The 20,413-nt window shown below is 61.0% G+C and carries 18 protein-coding genes; 15 read left to right on the top strand and 3 right to left on the bottom strand.

What is annotated here, in order from left to right; translation table 11 throughout:
- Positions 1-549: 549 nt before the first annotated feature.
- Together CKW35_RS16145 and CKW35_RS16140 are read right to left on the bottom strand one after the other, a co-directional pair.
- Positions 550-1,770 (bottom strand): CaiB/BaiF CoA-transferase family protein, encoded by a 1,221-nt coding sequence (locus CKW35_RS16145; protein WP_016484312.1) that lies wholly within the window; start codon positions 1,768-1,770, stop codon positions 550-552.
- A gap of 14 nt (positions 1,771-1,784) precedes the next feature.
- On the bottom strand, positions 1,785-2,966 hold the full coding sequence (locus CKW35_RS16140) for an acyl-CoA dehydrogenase (protein WP_016484311.1): 1,182 nt from the start codon (positions 2,964-2,966) through the stop codon (positions 1,785-1,787).
- A 161-nt stretch (positions 2,967-3,127) separates the two neighbouring features.
- On the opposite strand from CKW35_RS16140, the gene CKW35_RS16135 reads away from it, so the two are divergent.
- The 10 genes from CKW35_RS16135 (at position 3,128) to CKW35_RS16090 (ending at position 12,932) form a co-directional block, all read left to right on the top strand.
- Positions 3,128-4,027, top strand: a complete 900-nt coding sequence (locus tag CKW35_RS16135) for a LysR family transcriptional regulator (RefSeq protein WP_016484310.1) — start codon at positions 3,128-3,130, stop codon at positions 4,025-4,027.
- Between the two features lie 436 nt (positions 4,028-4,463).
- Positions 4,464-5,585, top strand: a complete 1,122-nt coding sequence (locus CKW35_RS16130; protein WP_095116383.1) for a Re/Si-specific NAD(P)(+) transhydrogenase subunit alpha — start codon at positions 4,464-4,466, stop codon at positions 5,583-5,585.
- A gap of 11 nt (positions 5,586-5,596) precedes the next feature.
- Complete coding sequence (locus tag CKW35_RS16125; RefSeq protein ID WP_016484308.1) at positions 5,597-5,911, top strand: NAD(P) transhydrogenase subunit alpha; 315 nt, start codon at positions 5,597-5,599, stop codon at positions 5,909-5,911.
- A gap of 2 nt (positions 5,912-5,913) precedes the next feature.
- Positions 5,914-7,350: an NAD(P)(+) transhydrogenase (Re/Si-specific) subunit beta gene (locus tag CKW35_RS16120; RefSeq protein WP_016484307.1), complete on the top strand. Its 1,437-nt coding sequence runs from the start codon at positions 5,914-5,916 to the stop codon at positions 7,348-7,350.
- A gap of 186 nt (positions 7,351-7,536) precedes the next feature.
- The gene (locus CKW35_RS16115; protein WP_016484306.1) at positions 7,537-9,030 is read left to right on the top strand and encodes an acetyl-CoA hydrolase/transferase family protein; all 1,494 of its coding nucleotides are present in this window, start codon (positions 7,537-7,539) and stop codon (positions 9,028-9,030) included.
- A gap of 373 nt (positions 9,031-9,403) precedes the next feature.
- A complete protein-coding gene (locus CKW35_RS16110) occupies positions 9,404-9,619 on the top strand; it encodes a DUF1127 domain-containing protein (protein ID WP_016484305.1) in 216 nt (71 codons plus the stop codon).
- A 303-nt stretch (positions 9,620-9,922) separates the two neighbouring features.
- On the top strand, positions 9,923-10,240 hold the full coding sequence (locus CKW35_RS16105) for a DUF2388 domain-containing protein (RefSeq protein ID WP_016484304.1): 318 nt from the start codon (positions 9,923-9,925) through the stop codon (positions 10,238-10,240).
- A gap of 88 nt (positions 10,241-10,328) precedes the next feature.
- On the top strand, positions 10,329-10,622 hold the full coding sequence (locus CKW35_RS16100; RefSeq protein ID WP_016484303.1) for a DUF2388 domain-containing protein: 294 nt from the start codon (positions 10,329-10,331) through the stop codon (positions 10,620-10,622).
- A 37-nt stretch (positions 10,623-10,659) separates the two neighbouring features.
- The gene (locus tag CKW35_RS16095; protein WP_016484302.1) at positions 10,660-10,980 is read left to right on the top strand and encodes a DUF2388 domain-containing protein; all 321 of its coding nucleotides are present in this window, start codon (positions 10,660-10,662) and stop codon (positions 10,978-10,980) included.
- Positions 10,977-12,932, top strand: a complete 1,956-nt coding sequence (locus tag CKW35_RS16090; RefSeq protein ID WP_060519863.1) for a DUF4105 domain-containing protein — start codon at positions 10,977-10,979, stop codon at positions 12,930-12,932. Before CKW35_RS16095 ends, CKW35_RS16090 begins: the two co-directional genes overlap by 4 nt.
- A gap of 127 nt (positions 12,933-13,059) precedes the next feature.
- Here CKW35_RS16090 and CKW35_RS16085 read toward each other — a convergent pair whose 3' ends face one another.
- Positions 13,060-13,461 carry a GFA family protein gene (locus tag CKW35_RS16085; protein WP_095116381.1) on the bottom strand — a complete coding sequence of 134 codons (402 nt, stop codon included), beginning with the start codon at positions 13,459-13,461 and terminating at the stop codon, positions 13,060-13,062.
- A 266-nt stretch (positions 13,462-13,727) separates the two neighbouring features.
- On the opposite strand from CKW35_RS16085, the gene CKW35_RS16080 reads away from it, so the two are divergent.
- The 5 genes from CKW35_RS16080 (at position 13,728) to CKW35_RS16060 (ending at position 20,413) form a co-directional block, all read left to right on the top strand.
- Positions 13,728-15,035, top strand: a complete 1,308-nt coding sequence (locus CKW35_RS16080) for a CitMHS family transporter (protein ID WP_095116379.1) — start codon at positions 13,728-13,730, stop codon at positions 15,033-15,035.
- 68 nt (positions 15,036-15,103) lie between these two features.
- Positions 15,104-15,874: a TerC family protein gene (locus CKW35_RS16075; protein WP_016484298.1), complete on the top strand. Its 771-nt coding sequence runs from the start codon at positions 15,104-15,106 to the stop codon at positions 15,872-15,874.
- Between the two features lie 275 nt (positions 15,875-16,149).
- Positions 16,150-17,808, top strand: a complete 1,659-nt coding sequence (locus tag CKW35_RS16070; RefSeq protein ID WP_016484297.1) for a Na/Pi cotransporter family protein — start codon at positions 16,150-16,152, stop codon at positions 17,806-17,808.
- Positions 17,809-17,838: 30 nt separating this feature from the next.
- Entirely contained in the window at positions 17,839-19,245 is a 1,407-nt protein-coding gene (locus CKW35_RS16065; RefSeq protein ID WP_060519860.1) for a pitrilysin family protein, read from the top strand.
- A 145-nt stretch (positions 19,246-19,390) separates the two neighbouring features.
- On the top strand, positions 19,391-20,413 hold the full coding sequence (locus CKW35_RS16060; RefSeq protein WP_016484295.1) for a DUF5924 family protein: 1,023 nt from the start codon (positions 19,391-19,393) through the stop codon (positions 20,411-20,413).

The raw sequence follows: 20,413 nt of genomic DNA, 5'->3' as shown, positions 1-20,413 counted from the left end.
AGAAACCCTAAACTTGGCTCAGCAATCTCAAATGACTATGTGATTTCTCGCATGGTCACTTGTGATGCTGATAATCTTTTTGACTATCAGTCCGTACTCACAAGCACCCACACGAATTGCTTGATTCGATTTGTTAAAGAGCGTTTGGTTAAGAGCTTTTCGTCTCAACCGAGGCGCGCATTCTACGCTTTCCTCAGAGCCTGTCAAGCGTTTATTTTGAAGTTTTTTGCGAGAAACTCGTTTAGCTTCAAACACTTGGCTCGCTGCGATCTCTCGTAGCGGGAGGCGAATCATACAGCGTTTAGAAGCGCTGTCAACCACCATTTCAACCGCTTGCGATCATTCGATCGTAGCCCTTTCAACGCCACCTTAACTACCTAACTCATTGAATCTCAAGGAGTTTGTCGTTCCGATGTCGCTGGAAGTGGGGCGCATTATAAGGGGATTCGAAAGGGCGTCAACCATTAATTTCAAGAAACCGTAATATCGCTGAAAAGCAAAGCAGGGAGGCCTGGCGGCCTCCCTGCTTTTATATAGCACCCGCCGCTTCTACAGCACGCCGGCCTCCCGCAAGCGCTGCACCTCACCTGCCTCCAGCCCCAGCACTTCCCCCAGTACCGCCTCGGTATGCTCACCCAGCAGCGGCGGCGCCCGTCGGTACTCCACCGGCGTCTCCGACAACCGTATAGGGCTGGCTACCTGCGGCACGCTACCCGCCAATGGATGCGGAATGTTCACCGCCAACCCACGCGCCAGCACCTGTGGGTCCTGAAACATCTGCGCCAGGTCATTGATAGGCCCGCACGGCACCCCAGCAGCCTCCAGCTGGGCAACCCATTCGGCGGTTGTCTTGAATACTGTGGCCTGGCGGATCAGTGGAATCAGCTCGGCCCTGTTGGCCACCCGCTGCTTATTGGTCAGGAAGCGTGGATCGTCCGCCCATTGTGGCTGCCCGGCCACTTCTGCGAATTTGCGGAACTGGCTGTCGTTGCCCACGGTAAGAATGAAGTCGCCATCCGCCGTCGGGAAGTCCTGGTAGGGCACTATATTGGGGTGCGCATTGCCCAGGCGCCGAGGCGGGTTGCCCGTGGTCAGGTAATTCATGGCCTGGTTCGCCAGGCAGGCTACCTGTACATCGAGCAACGCCATGTCGACATGCTGGCCCACCCCGGTCTGCGCCCGATGGGCAAGGGCGGCAAGCATGGCCACCGTTGAGTACAGCCCGGTAAGGATGTCGGTAAGCGCCACACCCACTTTGACCGGCCCCGCGCCTTCCTCACCCTCCGGGCGGCCGGTCAGGCTCATCAGCCCACCCAGCCCCTGGATCATGAAGTCATAACCCGCACGCTTGGCATACGGGCCGGTCTGGCCGAAACCGGTAATGGAGCAATAGATAAGCTGCGGGTTGATCGCCTTCAGGCTCTGGTAGTCCAGCCCATAGGCCGCCAAACCACCCACCTTGAAGTTCTCGATGACAATATCGGACTTCGCCGCCAACTCACGCACCAGGCGCTGCCCTTCAGGCCGGGTGAAGTCGATGGTCACCGAACGCTTGTTACGGTTGGCCGACAGGTAGTAAGCCGCCTCGCTGGTGTTTTCACCCTCGGCATCCTTGAGGAAAGGCGGCCCCCACGCGCGGGTATCGTCACCACTGCCCGGGCGCTCCACCTTTATAACGTCAGCGCCCAGGTCAGCGAGAATCTGGCCAGACCATGGGCCGGCCAACACGCGCGAAAGGTCCAGCACCCGCAGATGTGATAGCGCGCCCATGGGCTGGCTCCTTATTAATAGAAGGCCTGGATACCGGTCTGCGCACGCCCCAGGATCAGTGCATGCACGTCGTGAGTACCTTCATAGGTGTTGACCACCTCCAGGTTTACCAGATGACGGGCCACGCCAAACTCATCGGAAATGCCGTTGCCACCCAGCATGTCGCGCGCCATGCGAGCGATATCCAGCGCCTTGCCGCAGGAATTGCGCTTCATGATCGAGGTAATTTCCACAGCAGCGGTACCTTCATCCTTCATGCGCCCCAGGCGCAGGCAGCCTTGCAGCGCCAGGGTGATTTCGGTCTGCATGTCGGCCAGCTTTTTCTGGATCAGCTGGTTGGCAGCCAGGGGGCGGCCGAACTGCTGACGGTCCAAGGTGTACTGACGCGCGGTGTGCCAGCACGCCTCGGCCGCACCCAACGCCCCCCACGAGATGCCGTAACGGGCAGAGTTGAGACAGGTGAACGGGCCTTTGAGGCCGCGCACATCCGGGAAGATGTTCTCTTCTGGCACGAACACATTGTCCATGACAACTTCACCGGTGATCGAGGCACGCAGGCCGACCTTGCCATGAATGGCCGGGGCACTGAGGCCCTGCCAGCCCTTCTCCAGGACAAAGCCGCGGATATCCCCTGCATCGTCCTTGGCCCACACCACGAACACATCAGCGATCGGGCTGTTGGTGATCCACATCTTGCTGCCGGTCAGACGGTAGCCGCCGTCGACCTTCCTGGCACGTGTGATCATCGAGCCAGGGTCGGAGCCGTGGTTGGGCTCGGTCAGACCAAAACAACCGATCCACTCGCCACTGGCCAGCTTGGGCAAGTACTTCTGCTTTTGGGCCTCGGTACCAAATTCATTGATGGGCACCATCACCAGCGACGACTGCACGCTCATCATCGAACGGTAGCCCGAGTCGATACGCTCGACCTCTCGGGCAATCAGCCCATAGCACACGTAGTTCAGGCCACTGCCACCGTACTGTTCGGGAATGGTGGCACCCAGCAGGCCGACTTCACCCATCTCCCGGAAGATCGCCGGGTCGGTCTGCTCGTGGCGGAAAGCCTCGAGCACACGCGGGGCAAGCTTGTCCTGGGCGAACTGATAAGCGCTGTCACGCACCATGCGCTCTTCTTCAGTGAGCTGTTGATCCAGCAGCAGTGGGTCGATCCAGTGGAAGCTTGCTTTACCGGCCATGAGCGAAATCCTCGTAATAGGGGGCAGTTTCTTGTGCCTTTGAGCCTAGGCCTGATCGGCCGCCGGGACAAACGAGGATTGCGCACCAATTAGTGATAATTTGTCACTTCGTAAATCGGCAAAACACCACAAAGACAGCCTTACGAGTGAGGTTGACGTACATGCGCCGCAAGATCCCCAGTACCACCGCTCTGGTTTGCTTCGAGGCGGCGGCACGCAACGAGAGCTTTACCAAGGCCGCCCAGGAACTCGCTCTGACCCAGGGTGCCGTTTGCCGGCAGATCGGCGGCCTCGAGGCTTTTCTGAATGTGGAACTGTTCCGCCGTTCCCGCCGCGGCGTGAAGCTGACCGAGGCCGGCCTGTCCTACAGTCGTCAGGTTGCCGCTCAACTGGACGCGGTAGAGCGCGACACCCTGTCGGTGATGGGTCAGCAGGGCGCCAGCGTGATCGAGCTGGCCGTAGTGCCTACCTTTGGTACCCAATGGCTGCTTCCGCGCCTCAAGGACTTCCAGCAACGCCACCCAGAGGTGACGGTCAACCTCACCAACCGCACCCGGCCATTCCTGTTCGCCGACACCCCCTTCGATGCCGCAATCTATTTCGGTGATGCCGACTGGTCCGGCACCCAGTCGCACCGGCTGATGGGGGAGAACCCGGTCCCCGTCTGCAGCCCGGCATTGCTGGCCGGGCAGGGCATACTCGAAGCACAGCGCATCGCCCAACTGCCACTGCTGCAGCAAAGCACGCGCCCCTACGCCTGGCGGCAGTGGTTCGGCAGCCTAGGGATGAATGTGCCACGCGACATGACAGGCCCGCGTTATGAACTATTCTCGATGCTCGCCCAGGCGGCCATACATGAAATGGGGGTCGCACTGATCCCACCGTTCCTGATCCAGCGCGAGTTGGGGGAGGGTAGGCTGGTGGTCGCTAACAGGCATGCCCTGATCAGCGACAAGGCCTACTATCTGATGATTCCGGATCGCAAGGTAGAGTCAGCTTCGCTGCGCGCCTTCCGAGACTGGCTGGTGAGCCAGGCCTGGGCCTACACCGCAACAGCTTGATGAAGTGCGACAAATTGACCCTGTAGTCAATTATTTTAAACACCTACAGATATATGTATTTGTCGCATATCCATAAACTGTTATGTCCGCCTGGAAATACCCTTTAACCCTGCTAACCACGCGGCTTTGCGGGTGATTTTGCGACATTCACCGTGCCGTAAGCGTATCAACCCAAATATTTTTGATTTTTTCTCCTAATCTGCCAATAGCCCATGCTTGACGGGCTGGAGCCTTACCGCTGCGACAAGCGGTCACAGGGTGACTTGTAGTTTTAACTTCGTTTCGCTCCATAACCGGTTGAAGGCCCCCGGGTTCGTCTGCAAAATGCTTCGCCCGCCCGGGAATCGGCGGGTCGGCGCTCCACAGCCGCCCCAGCGCACCATCCGAAGTGTGCTGGCTCATACAAAGACAAAAGGTCACCGCAGGAGAAATAGTCGTGCACATTGGTGTTCCTCTCGAGACGCAGACCGGTGAGACAAGGGTCGCTGCGACCCCGGAAACCATCAAGAAACTGATTGGCCAAGGCCATCAGGTCACCGTCCAACGGGGGGCAGGGCTCAACGCCAGCATTCCGGACAGTGCCTATGAGGCCGCAGGCGCTTCCCTAGGGAGCGCAGCCGATGCATACGGCGCCCAATTGGTACTCAAAGTGGTCGCACCCAACGACCAGGAGCTGGCCCTGATCAACAGTGGCAGCCTCCTGGCGGGCATGCTCAACCCCTTCAACAGCGAACTGATCGCCAAGATGGCCGAACGCGGCATCACCGCTTTCGCCCTGGAAGCCGCTCCCCGCACCTCGCGGGCGCAGAGCCTCGACGTGCTGTCGTCACAGGCCAACATCGCGGGTTACAAAGCTGTGTTGCTGGCGGCCCATCACTACCCACGCTTCATGCCCATGCTGATGACCGCTGCAGGTACCGTGAAGGCCGCGCGCGTGCTGATCCTGGGGGCGGGCGTTGCCGGCCTGCAGGCCATCGCCACCGCCAAGCGCCTGGGTGCGGTGATCGAAGCGTCCGACGTACGCCCGGCAGTGAAGGAGCAAATCGAGTCGCTGGGTGCCAAGTTCATCGACGTGCCTTACGAGACCGATGAGGAGCGCGAGTGCGCCGAAGGCGTCGGCGGTTACGCCAGACCGATGCCAGCCAGCTGGATGCAACGCCAGGCCCAAGCCGTGCACGAGCGAGCCAGGCAGGCGGACATCGTCATTACCACCGCACTGATCCCCGGCCGCAAGGCTCCAACCCTGCTCAGTGCCGAGACCGTGGCGCAGATGAAGCCCGGCTCGGTGGTCATCGACCTCGCCGCAGCCCAGGGTGGCAACTGCCCACTCACCGTTGCTGATCAGGTAGTACGGGAGAATGGCGTGACCATCGTCGGCCCGACCAACCTGCCGGCCCAGCTGGGTGCCGATGCCTCGGCGCTGTATGCGCGCAACCTGCTGGACTTCATGAAACTGCTGTTCGACAAGGACGGCGCACTGGTCATCAACCTCGAAGACGACATCGTCGCGGCCTGCCTCATGTGCCGTGATGGTCAAGTCGTCCGCAAGAACGGCTAAGGAGCACGACAATGGAAGACATGCTGATTTCCCATGGCATCTACAACCTGATCATCTTCGTGCTGGCCATCTATGTGGGCTACCACGTGGTGTGGAACGTCACCCCGGCGTTGCACACGCCGCTGATGGCCGTGACCAATGCCATCTCTGCCATCGTAATCGTCGGCGCCATGCTTGCTGCCGCGCTGACTGTGACCCCAGCCGGCAAGCTCATGGGCACTCTCGCCGTAGCCCTGGCTGCGGTCAATGTGTTCGGTGGCTTCCTGGTCACCCGCCGCATGCTTGAGATGTTCAAGAAGAAAGCCAAGAACGAGGGGCAGAAGTAAGCATGAGCATGAATCTGGTAACACTTCTGTACCTGGTCGCTTCGGTGTGCTTCATCCAGGCGCTCAAGGGCCTGTCGCACCCAACCACCTCACGGCGCGGCAACCTGTTCGGCATGATCGGCATGGGCATCGCCATGCTCACCACGGTTGGCCTCATCTATAAGCTGGGCGCCGAGCTGGCCACCGCCGGTATTGGCTATGTCATCGTCGGCCTGCTGGTCGGTGGTACCGCGGGTTCGATCATGGCCAAGCGCGTCGAGATGACCAAGATGCCGGAACTGGTCGCCTTCATGCACAGCATGATCGGCCTGGCTGCGGTGTTCATTGCCATCGCTGCCGTGCTGGAGCCGCAGTCGATGGGCATCGTTGCCGCGATCACCGACCCGATCCCCACCGGTAACCGCCTGGAGCTGTTCCTGGGCGCAGCCATCGGCGCCATTACCTTCTCCGGTTCGGTAATCGCCTTCGGCAAATTGTCGGGCAAGTACAAGTTCCGCCTGTTCCAGGGCGCACCGGTACAGTTCCCCGGCCAGCACAAGCTGAACCTGATCCTGGGCCTGACCACCATCGCCCTGGGCCTGCTGTTCACCTTCACTGGTCATTACAGCGCCTTCACCCTGATGCTGGCCCTGGCCTTCGTCATGGGCGTGCTGATCATCATCCCGATCGGCGGCGCCGACATGCCCGTGGTGGTGTCGATGCTCAACAGCTATTCGGGCTGGGCGGCGGCCGGTATCGGCTTCTCCCTGAACAATTCGATGCTGATCATCGCAGGCTCCCTGGTGGGTTCGTCCGGTGCCATCCTCTCGTACATCATGTGCAAGGCGATGAACCGGTCGTTCTTCAACGTCATCCTTGGGGGCTTTGGCGGCGATACCGATGCCGGCGCGGCGCAAGGCTCGAAAGAGCAGCGCCCCGTGAAGTCCGGTTCGGCCGACGATGCCACCTTCTTGCTCAGCAACGCCGACAGCGTGATCATCGTCCCGGGATACGGCTTGGCGGTGGCCCGTGCCCAGCACGCGCTGAAGGAGCTGACCGAGAAGCTGACCCACAACGGCGTAACCGTGAAGTACGCCATCCACCCCGTGGCGGGCCGCATGCCCGGGCACATGAACGTGCTGCTGGCCGAGGCCGAAGTACCGTACGATCAGGTGTTCGAGATGGACGACATCAACGCCGAATTCGGCCAGGCCGACGTGGTGCTGGTGCTGGGCGCCAACGACGTGGTCAACCCGGCGGCGAAGAACGACCCCAAATCGCCAATTGCCGGTATGCCAATCCTCGAAGCGTTCAAAGCCAAGACCATCATCGTCAACAAGCGCTCCATGGCCAGCGGCTATGCCGGCCTGGACAACGAACTGTTCTACCTGGACAAGACCATGATGGTGTTTGGTGACGCCAAGAAAGTCATCGAGGACATGGTGAAGGCCGTGGAGTGAAAACCACGGCTGCAAACCAACTGATATAAAGGAAGCCCCGGTCAGATTCTGCCGGGGCTTTCCTTTTATTGATCCGGATCAACGGCTCGACTTCAAGGCTTCTCATACGACCATGGTCGTGGGACGGCAATGGGCGAAATCTCTAGACTGCGCTGCAGTAGTTTCAGTAGCCCGAGATAACAATCCATGTACCGTGATCGTATCCGCTTGTCCTCCCTGCACAGCAAGGTAATGAGTGCGGCTGATGCCGCTGGTCTGATCGAGGACGGCATGACCGTCGGCATGAGCGGTTTCACCCGCGCCGGCGAAGCCAAGGCCGTACCGCATGCCCTGGCCGAACGTGCCAAGCAGTCGCCACTGAAAATCAGCCTGATGACCGGCGCCAGCCTGGGCAACGACCTGGACAAGCAGCTGACCGAGGCCGGTGTGCTGGCTCGCCGCATGCCGTTCCAGGTTGACAGCACCCTGCGCAAGGCCATCAACGACGGCCAGGTGATGTTCATCGACCAGCACCTGTCGGAAACTGTCGAACAACTGCGCAACCAGCAGCTGAAGCTTCCGGACATTGCGGTGATCGAGGCCGTGGCCATCACCGAGCAAGGCCACATCGTGCCAACCACGTCGGTAGGCAACTCGGCCAGTTTCGCGATCTTTGCCAAGCAGGTGATTGTCGAGATCAACCTCTCGCACAACCCCAACCTCGAAGGCCTGCACGATATCTACATCCCGACCTACCGCCCGACCCGCACGCCAATCCCACTGGTCAAGGTCGACGACCGCATCGGCAGCACCGCCATCCCGATCGACCCGGCCAAGATTGTCGGCATTGTCATCAGCAACCAGCCGGACTCCCCGTCCACCGTACTGCCGCCGGATGACGAAACCCAAGGCATCGCCGACCACCTGATCAACTTCCTCAAGCAAGAAGTTGAAGCTGGCCGCATGACTAACAAGCTCGGCCCACTGCAAGCCGGTATTGGCAGCATCGCCAACGCGGTGATGTGCGGCCTGATCGAGTCGCCGTTCGAAGACCTGACCATGTACTCCGAAGTACTGCAGGACTCCACCTTCGACCTGATCGACGCCGGTAAGCTGAGCTTCGCGTCGGGCAGCTCGATCACCTTGTCCGGCCGCCGCAATGCCGACGTTTTCGGCAACCTGGAGCGATACAAGGACAAGCTGGTGCTGCGCCCGCAAGAAATCTCCAACCACCCGGAAGTGGTACGTCGTCTGGGGATTATTGGGATCAACACCGCACTGGAGTTCGATATCTACGGCAACGTCAACTCCACCCACGTGTGCGGCACCCGGATGATGAACGGCATCGGCGGCTCGGGTGACTTCGCCCGCAACGCCCACCTGGCCGTATTCGTCACCAAGTCGATTGCCAAGGGCGGCGCGATTTCCAGCGTGGTGCCGATGGTCAGCCATGTCGACCACACCGAGCATGACGTAGACATCCTGGTTACCGAGCAAGGCCTGGCCGACCTGCGTGGCCTGGCGCCTCGCGAGCGGGCACGGGCGATCATCGACAACTGTGTGCACCCGGACTACCGCGCTGCGCTGAACGATTACTTCGAGCGTGCGTGCCAGCGTGGCGGCCATACCCCGCACATCCTGCGCGAAGCGCTGAGCTGGCACGAAAATCTGGAAGAAACTGGCCGTATGCTGGCTAGCTGACCCAAATACTGGACGGAACAGCAGCCCTGCTTCTGCTGTTCCGGCCTCTTCGCGGGCAAACCCGCAAAAGGGCCATGACAGTCAAATCCTTCTACTCGTACACCCATTCACTGCGACCAAATAAAACTGTACTACTGTACTGGTTGCCTTGCCTCGCTATACCTGTAAACGCCGCTATCCAACGTTAAAACGCACCAACAAAGTGCGGACCGGTACAGTTACGCCATTTTCGAGTGCAACAGTAGGGTTACACAGTTAACTGAGCCATCGTCTTACTACAGAACTGTATCTACTGTTATGGACAGCAGAGGAGGATCATTGGCATCAGTTAAATCACTACCTAATCCCGCCATAAGCGGAAGGATGAAGCATCATGGAACGTACCCTCAGTTCCGGTCTGGTTTTTGAAAGCAACGCCCAGCAATCCAACACCTCGATGCCGCTGCGCGCGCTGTCTACCCTGCTGCTGTGGCAGCGCCGTATGGCCAGCCGCCGTCAACTGGCTCGCCTGGACAGCCGTCTGCTGGCCGACGCCGGTATCAGCGAGTCGCAGCGTTACGAAGAGCTGAGCAAGCCTTTCTGGCGCTAAGCACCGGCTTGCCGGCTTAGGCCGGCACCGCGAATTCCCAAACCCGTTGCAGGTGACTGCGACGGGTTTTTTTATGTCCAGGCCGCGCGGCAGAGCGCTTCAAGGTCAATAGGTACAGTTTTTATAAACACAAAACAAGCCAGCACAGTTTACTGGCGTGCCGTTCATTAACTTCCACAAACAACGGCGCGTGATACGCTTGGCTTAACAGTCTGTTGAAAGCCGCTGTTAAACGTACCGTGACGAGCTGTGTCAGCGTCCGATAAGCACCACCACCCGACCCTAGTCCAGGAGTCCACCATCATGTCCCGTAAATACCTGATTGGCGCCGCCCTGATGCTGAGCCTGGCCGGCACCGCAAACGCCACCAGCTTCGTTGTCACCACCGACGCCGTTGTCGGCGCAGTGGCCGCATCCACCGATGCCACTTCCGACGTCACCTCTTCGTTCAAAGACGACAAGATCGTGCAGGCCGCCCGTGACGACGCCGCCAGCTTCGTTGGCAGCCAGGGCGACATCCGTGGGGCCAAGCTGGAAAGCGCTTTTTTGCACATCCGTTCGCAGATGCCTGACCTGCAAGCCAGCGACGCGCAATTGGCCCAGGCTATCCTGGCGCTCTGACCCCGAATAAGCCGTGCAACTGCGCTGCTCAGCACCTGCCCAGTTACACGCGCTTCTGTCACCCACGTTCCCAGCCGTTGTAGAGCCCATGCGTTATCTGTTGCCACTGCTGTTCTCTGTTGCAGGTATGGCCAGTGCCCATGCCATGGATACCACCACGCAAGGCATGGTCATCACTGGCTATGTCACCAGCCAGGTCACCAGCGCACCGTTCGATCGCAAGCTGGTTCGCCAGGCGCGCGATGATGCTGCTGCCTTCGTTGCCAGCGACGGCCAGATCCGCGGTGTTCGGCTGGAAGCCGCGCTGGAATCATTACGCCACAATTGTTCACAGCACGCCGTCGGCGACCTGGAACTGGCGCAGGCAATTCTCGTCCAATAGCTACATCTGACTCCCTGTATTTTTTCGGAGATGCTCCATGCGTAAACCGCTGATTGCCGCTAGCCTCGGCATGTTGCTGCTGGCCGACCTGGCCCATGCACAGACCTTGGTGGCCACCAGCAACATCATCGTGCGTGCCTTTGGCCGCTCGATCGACTTCACCTCAGACACCACCACCTCGATTCGCGACTCCAAAGTAGTCCGCGAAGCGCACGATGACGCCGCCAGCTTCGTCGCCAGCAATGGCGACATTCGCGGTGTCCAGCTTGAGGCCGCCTTCAACACTCTGCGCGAGCGTGTGCCTGAAGCACGTGGCGCCAGCGACCAGGTACTGGCTGAAGCCATCCTCGCGCTGTGAACCGCATGCGTACCTGGCTGCTCGGCTGCGCCCTGACGCTGCTCGGTACGCCCGCATTGGCCGACCTGCAGCTCCAGCTGCAGGCATCGGGCCTCGACCCACAACAAACCCAAGCCACCCAGGCACTGCTTGACGAGGCCATGGGCAAACTGCCCCCTCGCTTCAAGCAGCAGCTGGACCGCCGCGTGCGGGTGAGCTGGAGCGACACCATGCCGGCCGATGCCTACGGCCAGGCATCGCTGGTGTCCACCCTTGAGCTCAACCGTCGCCTGCTGCCCAGCCTCACCGACGGCAGCGCCGCAACCGAGCGTACCAATCGCCCACACGGCACAGTGCGTGAAGAACTGCTGGCCACCGTGTTGCACGAGCTCACCCATATCTACGACCGTGCCCGCCTGTGGCCCGCTGCCGAGAATTCGCTGATTGCCCGCTGCAAGCGCCAGCAAGGCACGCTGGGCAAGATCGGCCTGCCAGAAGCGTGCCGCGGCCAAGCCGAGCGCCGCTTCACCCTTAGCGACGACCCGCGCCTGCTCGACCTGGCCGGCTGGCAGCAGTACGTGGGCCGACGCGGCGAGCGCGAACAGCACAACGGCCAGTTCGTGCGCAGCCCCGACAGTTATGAACTGAGCAGCCCCAAGGAGTACATCGCGGTCAACATGGAGTATTTTCTCCTCGACCCAAGCTACGGTTGTCGCCGCCCGGCGCTGAACCAGTATCTGCGCGAGCACTTCGGTTGGGCCCCCCAACAGGACACTTGCGCCAAGGGCCTGCCGTTCATCAACGCTGGCAGCGACTTCGCTCGCCAGCCGTTGGGTGAAATCGATCCCGAGCGGGTCTATGAAGTGGACTACCTGCTGGCCGAAGCCAACCAGAACCTGGTCAGCCGTTGGGGCCACAGCATGCTGCGTCTGGTGATCTGCAAGCCCGGCCGCCCACGCGGGCCGGACTGCCGCCTTGACCTCGACCAGAGCCTGGTGCTGTCGTACCGCGCCTTCGTCAACGATGTGCAGCTGTCCAGCTGGGACGGCCTGGTCGGTGTCTACCCCTCGCGATTGTTCGTACTGCCGCTGGGGCAGGTGATCGATGAGTACACCAAGACCGAACTGCGTAGCCTGGCCTCGGTACCCTTGAGGCTCAGCCGCGAAGAAGTCGAGAGCCTGGTGCGTCAGGCAGCCGAGATGCACTGGAGCTATGACGGCAACTATTGGTTCCTGTCCAACAACTGTGCGGTGGAGTCGTTGAAACTGCTGCGCAGCGGCACCGCCAACCCACGCCTGAACGACCTCGACAGCATCATGCCCAACGGTTTGCTGGCCGTGCTCAAGGGCAGGGGGCTGGCCGATACCAGCGTGCTGGACAACCCGCGCGAGGCATTACGCCTTGGCTACCGCTTCGATTCCTACCGAGACCGCTACCAGGCGATGTTCGAGGTACTGAGGAAGCAGCTGCCGATCAAGCAGGCCCTGGTGGAAGACTGGCTGGCCCTGGATGCCGAGCAACGCCGCCCCTGGTTCGCCAAAGCCGACCTGCGCACCAGCGCTGCGTTGCTGCTGCTGGAACAGGCCAGCCTGCGCCGGCAGTTGCTGCTGGCCCAGGACGAGGTCAAGCAGCGCTACCTGAATGCAGCGGCGCTGAAAGATGGCAGCATCAACAAAGCTGACGCCACCCTCAAGCAGATGCTCGCGAACAGCGGTTTCCTCAGCCGCCCTGCAGAATTGCTCGATGCCAAAGGCTACGGGCTGCCACAACCCGAGGAGCGTAAGCACCTTGAGCAGGTGAGCAGCGAACGCCAGGCACAGCTGTTGCGCTTGAGTACCAGCCTGGACAAAGAGGTGAGGGCATTGCTGGAGCCATCGCGCGCCAAGGAAATTGCCGCCGTCGAGGCCAATGTGAAACAGATCGGTGAGCATTTGCGGGCGCTGCATAAAGCTGCGGGTGGCCTGCAATTGTAAGGAAGGCTGTACCGGCCCTATCGCCGGCAAGCCAGCTCCCACACATTCTGCACAGGCCTTGAGTACTGCGCAGTACCTGTAGAGGCTGGCTTGCCGGCGATAGGGCCTGCAGCACCAGCACAATTGCTTACTGGCTTTCGCCATCCTCTTCTGGCAAATCTTCATCCAGATGCAACCAGGGCAGCCGGCTACCCACCCAGATATGCCGGGTGGCCCGCACCCGCTCGGGGTGATCCAGCGTCGCCACCGTCACGTCAACCGTCTCAGGGCTGTGCGTAGTCACCAGCGCCACATGCGCCCCGCAATGCCCGCAGAAGTACCGGTTGCAACTGGCCGGCGCCACATAGCAGTTGGGGTCGCCCGCCAGCCACTTGAACCCCGAACCGGGCAGGGTGAGCCAGGTGACCACCAGCCCGCCGCTTACCCGGCGGCAGATCGTACAATGGCAGTGGGCAACGTCTGTCAGGTCACCCTCCAATCGGTAACGCAAGGCGCCGCAATGACAGCCCCCTTCGGTCACATTCTGCATCACCTACCTCTCGTCGCCTTTGCTTCAGCGAAAGCTGGCTGAAAGCTTGCCCTCATAGGATAGCCCCCACTACCGGCACAAGACCGGTCAGCCAGGGCACCGGTAAATACCGCGCCCGGCCCAATCAACAACAACAATGGTGATTCTGATGTATTCCTGTGCCCGCCTTCCTGCAGTACCTCTCCGTATGCTCCCCGCGCAGCGCCTGACGCGCTGATCCGCCCGAATCGACTTTCCTTTCGCCGCGCCACGCCTGGAGTATTGCCATGCTGACCTTCCTCGGCTTTGCCATGGTCATCACCTTCATGTACCTGATCATGACCAAGCGCCTGTCGGCCTTGATCGCGTTGATTCTGGTACCCATCCTGTTTGCCCTGTTCGGGGGCTTTTCTGCCAAGATCGGCCCCATGATGCTCGAAGGCATCAGCAAGCTCGCACCTACCGGCGTGATGCTGATGTTCGCCATCCTGTACTTCGCCCTGATGATCGACTCTGGCCTGTTCGACCCGGCCGTGCGCAAGATCCTGAAGCTGGTGAAGGGCGACCCGCTCAAAGTCTCTGTCGGCACTGCCGTGCTGGCCTTGGTGGTCTCCCTCGACGGTGACGGCGCCACGACCTACATGATCTGCTGCGCCGCCATGCTGCCCATGTACAGCCGCCTGGGGATGAGCCCGCGGATCATGGCCGGCCTCATCATTCTCGCCGGCGGGGTCATGAACATGACCCCGTGGGGTGGCCCCACTGCCCGCGCCGCCAGCGCCCTGCACGTCGACCCGTCGGACATCTTCGTGCCAATGATCCCGGCCATGCTGTTCGGCGTGCTGGCGATCCTGGCCATTGCCTACATGTACGGCAAACGGGAACGTGCCCGCCTGGGCGAGCTGCACCTGCCGACCGATGACATCGACCACAGCGAAATCACCGTTTCGCAATTTCCGGAAGCACGTCGGCCCAAACTGCTGTACTTCAACGGTGCGCTGACCGCCACCCTGATGGTCGCGCTGATCGCCGGTGTGCTGCCGCTGCCAGTGCTGTTCATGATCGCCTTCAGCATCGCCATGATCGTCAACTACCCGTGCCTGCAACAGCAGAAGGACCGTATAGCCGCCCACGCTGGCAGCGTGCTGGCCGTGACCGGGCTGATCTTCGCCGCCGGCATCTTCACCGGCATCCTGTCGGGTACCGGCATGGTCGACGCCATGTCCAAGAGCCTGCTGGCAGTCATCCCAGAAGCGCTGGGCCCATACCTGGCGGTAATCACCGCGATCGTGAGCATGCCGTTCACCTTCTTCATGTCCAATGATGCCTTCTACTACGGCGTACTGCCCGTGCTGGCCGAAGCCGCCAGCCACTACGGCATCACCCCGGTGGAAATGGCCCGTGCGTCGATCGTCGGGCAGCCGGTACACCTGCTCAGCCCGCTGGTACCCTCCACGTACCTGCTGGTGGCCCTGGCCGGTATCGAGTTCGGCGATCATCAGCGCTTCACGCTCAAGTGGGCAGTGCTGGTATGCCTGTGCATAATGCTCGCCGCACTGCTGATGGGGATTTTCCCGCTGTTCAGTAGTCTTTAATACTGACGTATCACCTACGCGACGCGTCCCACCGGGGCGCGTCGCCATTACCGCTCGAAGGAAATTACATGGAATGGCTGACCAGCCCGGAAATCTGGGTTGCCTTTTTTACCCTTACCGCGCTTGAGATCGTCCTCGGTATCGACAACATCATCATGATCTCGATCCTGGTCAGCCGCATGCCCAAGCACATGCAGCCGCGCACCCGGATCTTTGGCCTGGCCCTGGCCATGGTCACCCGCATCATGCTGCTGCTGTCGATTACCTGGGTCATGCGCCTTACTGCCGACCTGTTCGTGGTGTTCGGCCAGGGCATCTCCGGACGTGATCTGATCCTGTTCTTCGGTGGCCTGTTCCTGCTGTGGAAAAGCTCGCAAGAGATTTACCACGGCCTGGAAGGCGAGGACGAAAGCCCGGATGAGCCAAAAGGCGCAGGTGGCAAGTTCTTCTACACCATTATCCAGATCGCCATCATCGACATCGTGTTCTCGCTGGACTCGGTAATCACCGCAGTGGGCATGGTTTCCCACGTACCGGTGATGATCGCCGCCATCGTCGTAGCCGTGCTGGTGATGATGCTGTGCGCCGGTGCGATCAGCAATTTCATCGACAAACACCCGTCGCTGAAAATGCTCGCACTGTCGTTCCTGATCGTGGTCGGTACCGTGCTGATCGCCGAGGCTTTCGAGGTGCACGTACCCAAGGGTTATGTCTACTTCGCCATGGCCTTCTCGCTGGCAGTGGAAGCTATCAACATCCGCATGCGCACTGCCTCGGCCCGCAAGAAAGGCACAGAACAGGAGCCGGTGAAACTGCGCAAGGACATCCCGGGTCAATAAAACCAGGGAGTGCAGGAAAACCAAAGGGCCCTTCGTTCGGGGCCCTTTTTCATGCCCGCTTTCTGAACACGATCCCTGTGGGAGCGGGTTCACCCCGCAAAAAAGCGCGCACAGGCAATCATTCATTTCCATGTGTTTCAAATAAATGACTGCCATGCGAAGCTGGCAACAGCTGCGCAAAACAACTAAAGCTTTGAGTGAGCACCGAAAATTCTTCAAACGCTCACGTTTCTTTTTCTGGGCCCTATGGGCCAGTGCAACAGGGGGCCTTCGCCATGTTGACCCTGCTCAACCTGCTTTCGGCCGTGACGCTGCTGGTCTGGGGCACCCACATCGTGCGTACCGGCATCCTTCGGGTATTCGGTTCGAACCTGCGGCGCATCATCAGCCAGAACATGGACAAGCGTCCGTTGGCTTTCATAGCCGGTATTCTGGTCACCGCCATGGTGCAAAGCAGTAACGCCACCGCCATGTTGGTCACGTCTTTCGTCGGCCAGGGCCTGATGGCCATGACCCCGGCCCTGGCGATCATGCTGGGTGCCGATGTGGGTACCGCGTTGATGGCCCGGGTATTGACCTTCGACCTGTCGTGGCTGTCACCGCTGCTGATCTTCCTGGGCGTTATTTTCTTCCTCTCGCGCAAGCAGACGCGCGCTGGCCAATTAGGTCGGGTAGGTATCGGCCTTGGCCTGATCATTCTGGCACTGGAGCTGATCGTGCAGGCAGCTGCGCCTATCACCCATGCACAAGGCGTAAAAGTGCTGTTTGCTTCGCTGACCGGCGACATCATGCTGGACGCCTTGGTAGGCGCCATGTTCGCCATGATTTCCTATTCCAGCCTGGCCGCCGTGCTGCTCACTGCGACATTGGCCGGCGCCGAAGTCATCAGCCTGCCGGTGGCCATCGGCCTGGTGGTCGGCGCAAACATCGGCAGTGGCTTGCTGGCCTTCATCAGCACCAGCATGCAGAACACCGCCGGGCGCCGGGTAGCTTTGGGCAGCCTGCTGTACAAGCTGTTTGGCCTGGTGCTGATCATCCCGGTGCTGCACCCACTGGTGGAGTGGATGGACTCGCTCAGCTTCAGCCCACAAGAGCTGGTCATCGGCTTTCACCTGCTCTACAACACGCTGCGCTGCCTGCTGATGCTACCCACAGTCAAACTCATGGGCCGGCTGTGCAATACACTGCTGCCTGAGCGCGAAACCGGTAACGGGCAAGTGCGCCCACGCCATCTGGACGCTTCGGCACTGGAAACGCCCAGCCTGGCCTTGGCCAACGCCGCCCGCGAAACCCTGCGCCTGGGCGATATCGTCGACAGCCTGCTCGAAGCCATGCTCGGCGCCCTGCGCGGAACCCAGACCGCCCTGCCACAGCAGGTTCGCGCCTTGGCCGAAGACGCCGAAGCCCTGTACAGCGCGATCAAACTGTACCTGGCGCAGATGTCCCGCGAAGACCTTAGCGAGCAGGACAACCGCCGCTGGGCGGAGATCATCGAACTGGCAATCAACCTCAAGCTGGCCTGCGACCTGATCGAGCGCATGTTGCGCAAGGTCCAGCAGCAAAAAACCAGCCAGCGCCGGGAGTTTTCCCAAACAGGCCTGGAGGAGCTGACCGGCCTGCAGGAGCAATTACTGGCCAACCTGCGCCTGGGCCTGTCGGTGTTTCTCAGCGCCGACCCGGAAAGCGCCCGCTTGCTGCTGCGGGAAAAACGCCGTTTTCGCGCCCAGGAACGGCGCTTGGCGCACGCCCATGTCAGCCGCTTGCAGCGTAAGGTGGTGCAAAGCATCGAGACCAGTTCGCTACACTTGGAACTGATTGCCGACATGAAACGGTTGAACTCTTTGTTCTGCAGCAGTGCCTATGTGGTACTAGGCGGCTCGGACACCGGCGGCCTGATGCTCGACAGCGTACCGGACGAAGCCCGTCTGCCCTGATTCTGCCTACAAAAGGACCCTCGCTCGCCCATGCGTTGCCTGATGTTCGTTTGCCTGCTGATCTGCAGCCTGCCCTCATTGGCCCTCGACCGCTCGCGAGTCGAGGGCTACCTGCTGCCCAATGGCCTGCAGATCATCCTGAAAAACGGCTACGAACGTGACCACGTGGCAATCCGCCTGGTGGTCGGGGTGGGCCTGGACGACTTCGATTGCGAGCAGAAAGAACTGCCTCACCTGCTTGAGCACCTGCTGTTCAGCGGCATTGACGAAACGGGCGAGGGCGGCCTGGAAGAGCGCCTGCAAGCGCTGGGTGGCGAGTGGAACGCCTACACCAGCAGCGCCGACACCACCTTTGTCATCGAAGCCCCGGCGCGCAACCAGCGCAAGGTCCTCGACCTGCTGCTGGCGGTTATCCGCGAAACCCGCATCGACGCCAAAGCCCTGACCACTGCCAAGCGCATCATCGAGCGCGAAGATGGCGGCCATTATGGCCACCTGCAGCGCTGGCTCGACCGCCAGGACATCGGCCACCCTGCCAGCGACCAGCTGGCCACCGAGCTGGGCCTGAAATGCCCGGAGCGCTCCAATATCGACGACATGACCCTGGAGCAGGTGCAAGCCTTGCGTGATCGCTGGTACGCCGCCAACAACATGACCCTGATCATGGTCGGTGGCCTTGACCGCCTCTTACCGGCCTATCTAGAGCGCACCTTTGGCGAGCTACCCGCCACTGAACCGGAAGAGCGCCGCAACCTTGAAAGCATCACCCAACAGGCGGAGCAGCGTCGCGACCTGACCCGCGGCTGGCTGGGCGATGGCGTCAAGCTGCACTGGCTGTTCATCGAACCGGTGCTGGACAACGACCACCAGGCCACCCTCGACCTGCTGTCACGCTACCTGGACTGGGCGCTGTACGACCAGCTGCGCCTGCGCAACGGGCTGTCCTACGGACCCACGGTGCAGCGTGAGAGCTTTGGCGACACCGGCCTGCTCAGCCTCAACGCCGACCTGGAGCGCGATGACATCGACAAGGCAGTGAAGGTGATGCAGGCCCTGTTCGAACACCTTCGCAAGGAAGGCCTCGACCCGGACACCTTCGCCCGCATCAAGGACGCCAGCGTGGCCAAGGAAAGCTGGAGCACCCAGGGCAACAGTGCCCTGGCCGACTACTACTGGGGAGCGCTGAACGACTATACCGACGGGCGTTTTGCGAACCCGGTGCGCAAGTTGCGCCAGGTCAGCCTTGAACAGGCCAACGAGGCGCTGAAAGAACTGCTCAAGGAAGATGGCTATGTGCGCATCGAGAAGCCGTTGCTTGGCTATGACGAGCTTTACGGCTTGATCGCCTTGCTTGTGGGGGTGGTCCTGGCAGCAGGGTTGCTTCGCTGGCGGCGGCATGGGCCTGAACGGCCGAGTGGTGCTACACGGCAGCGGTGAATCGGCGGTATCCTTTTGCCAGTACCGCCTCCTTCGCGGGCACGCCCGCTCCCACAGGGACTGCATTATCGCCGAACCCTGTGGGAGCGGGCATGCCCGCGAAGGGGCCCGGACAGCCAACTCATCCTTTCTGTTGTAGCCCCTAATGCCCCAAATTCCCCATATCGTCCAGCGCATCATCGAACTGCTCAAACGCTACCCCGGCATCATCGCGCTCGGCGGTTTTCTCTCCGGTATAGGCAGCTTCATCCTGGTCGACCGCCAAGCCGGCCTGGCCAGCTGGGTTGCCGTGCTCATGCTGGTCAGTTGGGTCTGGCTGATGCTGGAAAACACCCTCACCGGCTTGTTCGCGCGTACTTTCAACCGCGAAATCCCGCAGCCGCTGTTGCGCTACGCGACGCAGATGATCCACCAGGAAACGCTGTTCTTCGTGCTGCCGTTCTTCTTCATCACCACCACCTGGAACAGCGGCCAGCTGGTGTTCACCGGTTTGCTCGGTGCCGCAGGCCTGATTTCGATCATCGATCCGCTGTACTACAAATGGCTGGCACCACGGCGCTGGCTGTTCCTGGCGCTGCATACCCTGACGCTGTTCGCCGCCCTGCTGACCGCGCTGCCGATCATCCTGCACCTGACCACCGCGCAGAGTTTCAAGCTGGCCCTGATCGCGGCCATGGCGCTGTCTTTCCCCAGCCTGGCCAGCAGCTTCCCGATCAACAACTGGCGCCGCGCCGTGGCGCTGGTGCTGGTCACCCTGTCGGTCGGTGCCGGGGGCTGGCTGCTGCGCTCCTGGGTACCGCCAGCAACCCTGTGGATGACCGAGGTGGCGGTGAGTACCGAAGTGCTGAACCGCCAGCCCGGCGAGTCGCTGGACGAAATTGCCGCCAGCCGCATACGCAGCAGCGGCCTGTACGCCTACACCGCCATCAACGCACCACGCGGCCTGAACGAGCGGATCTACCATGTGTGGCAAAAGGACGGCAAAGAGGTGGACCGCATCGCCCTGGACATCCATGGCGGGCGCAAGGAAGGCTACCGGGCCTGGACCCACAAGCAGAACTTCCCGCCAAACCCGGTGGGCAAGTGGCAGGTGAGGGTGCTGACCGAAGATGGCCAGGTGATTGGGGTACTGCGTTTCAAGGTGGTCGACGACACGCCAGCGCAGTAA

This window comes from Pseudomonas sp. Irchel 3F3, from assembly GCF_900187545.1.
In the GTDB taxonomy this organism is placed as follows: Bacteria; Pseudomonadota; Gammaproteobacteria; order Pseudomonadales; family Pseudomonadaceae; genus Aquipseudomonas; species Aquipseudomonas fortuita.
The sequence above is the reverse complement of the archived record's forward strand: the minus strand, read 5'-3'. Positions and strand labels throughout refer to the sequence as shown.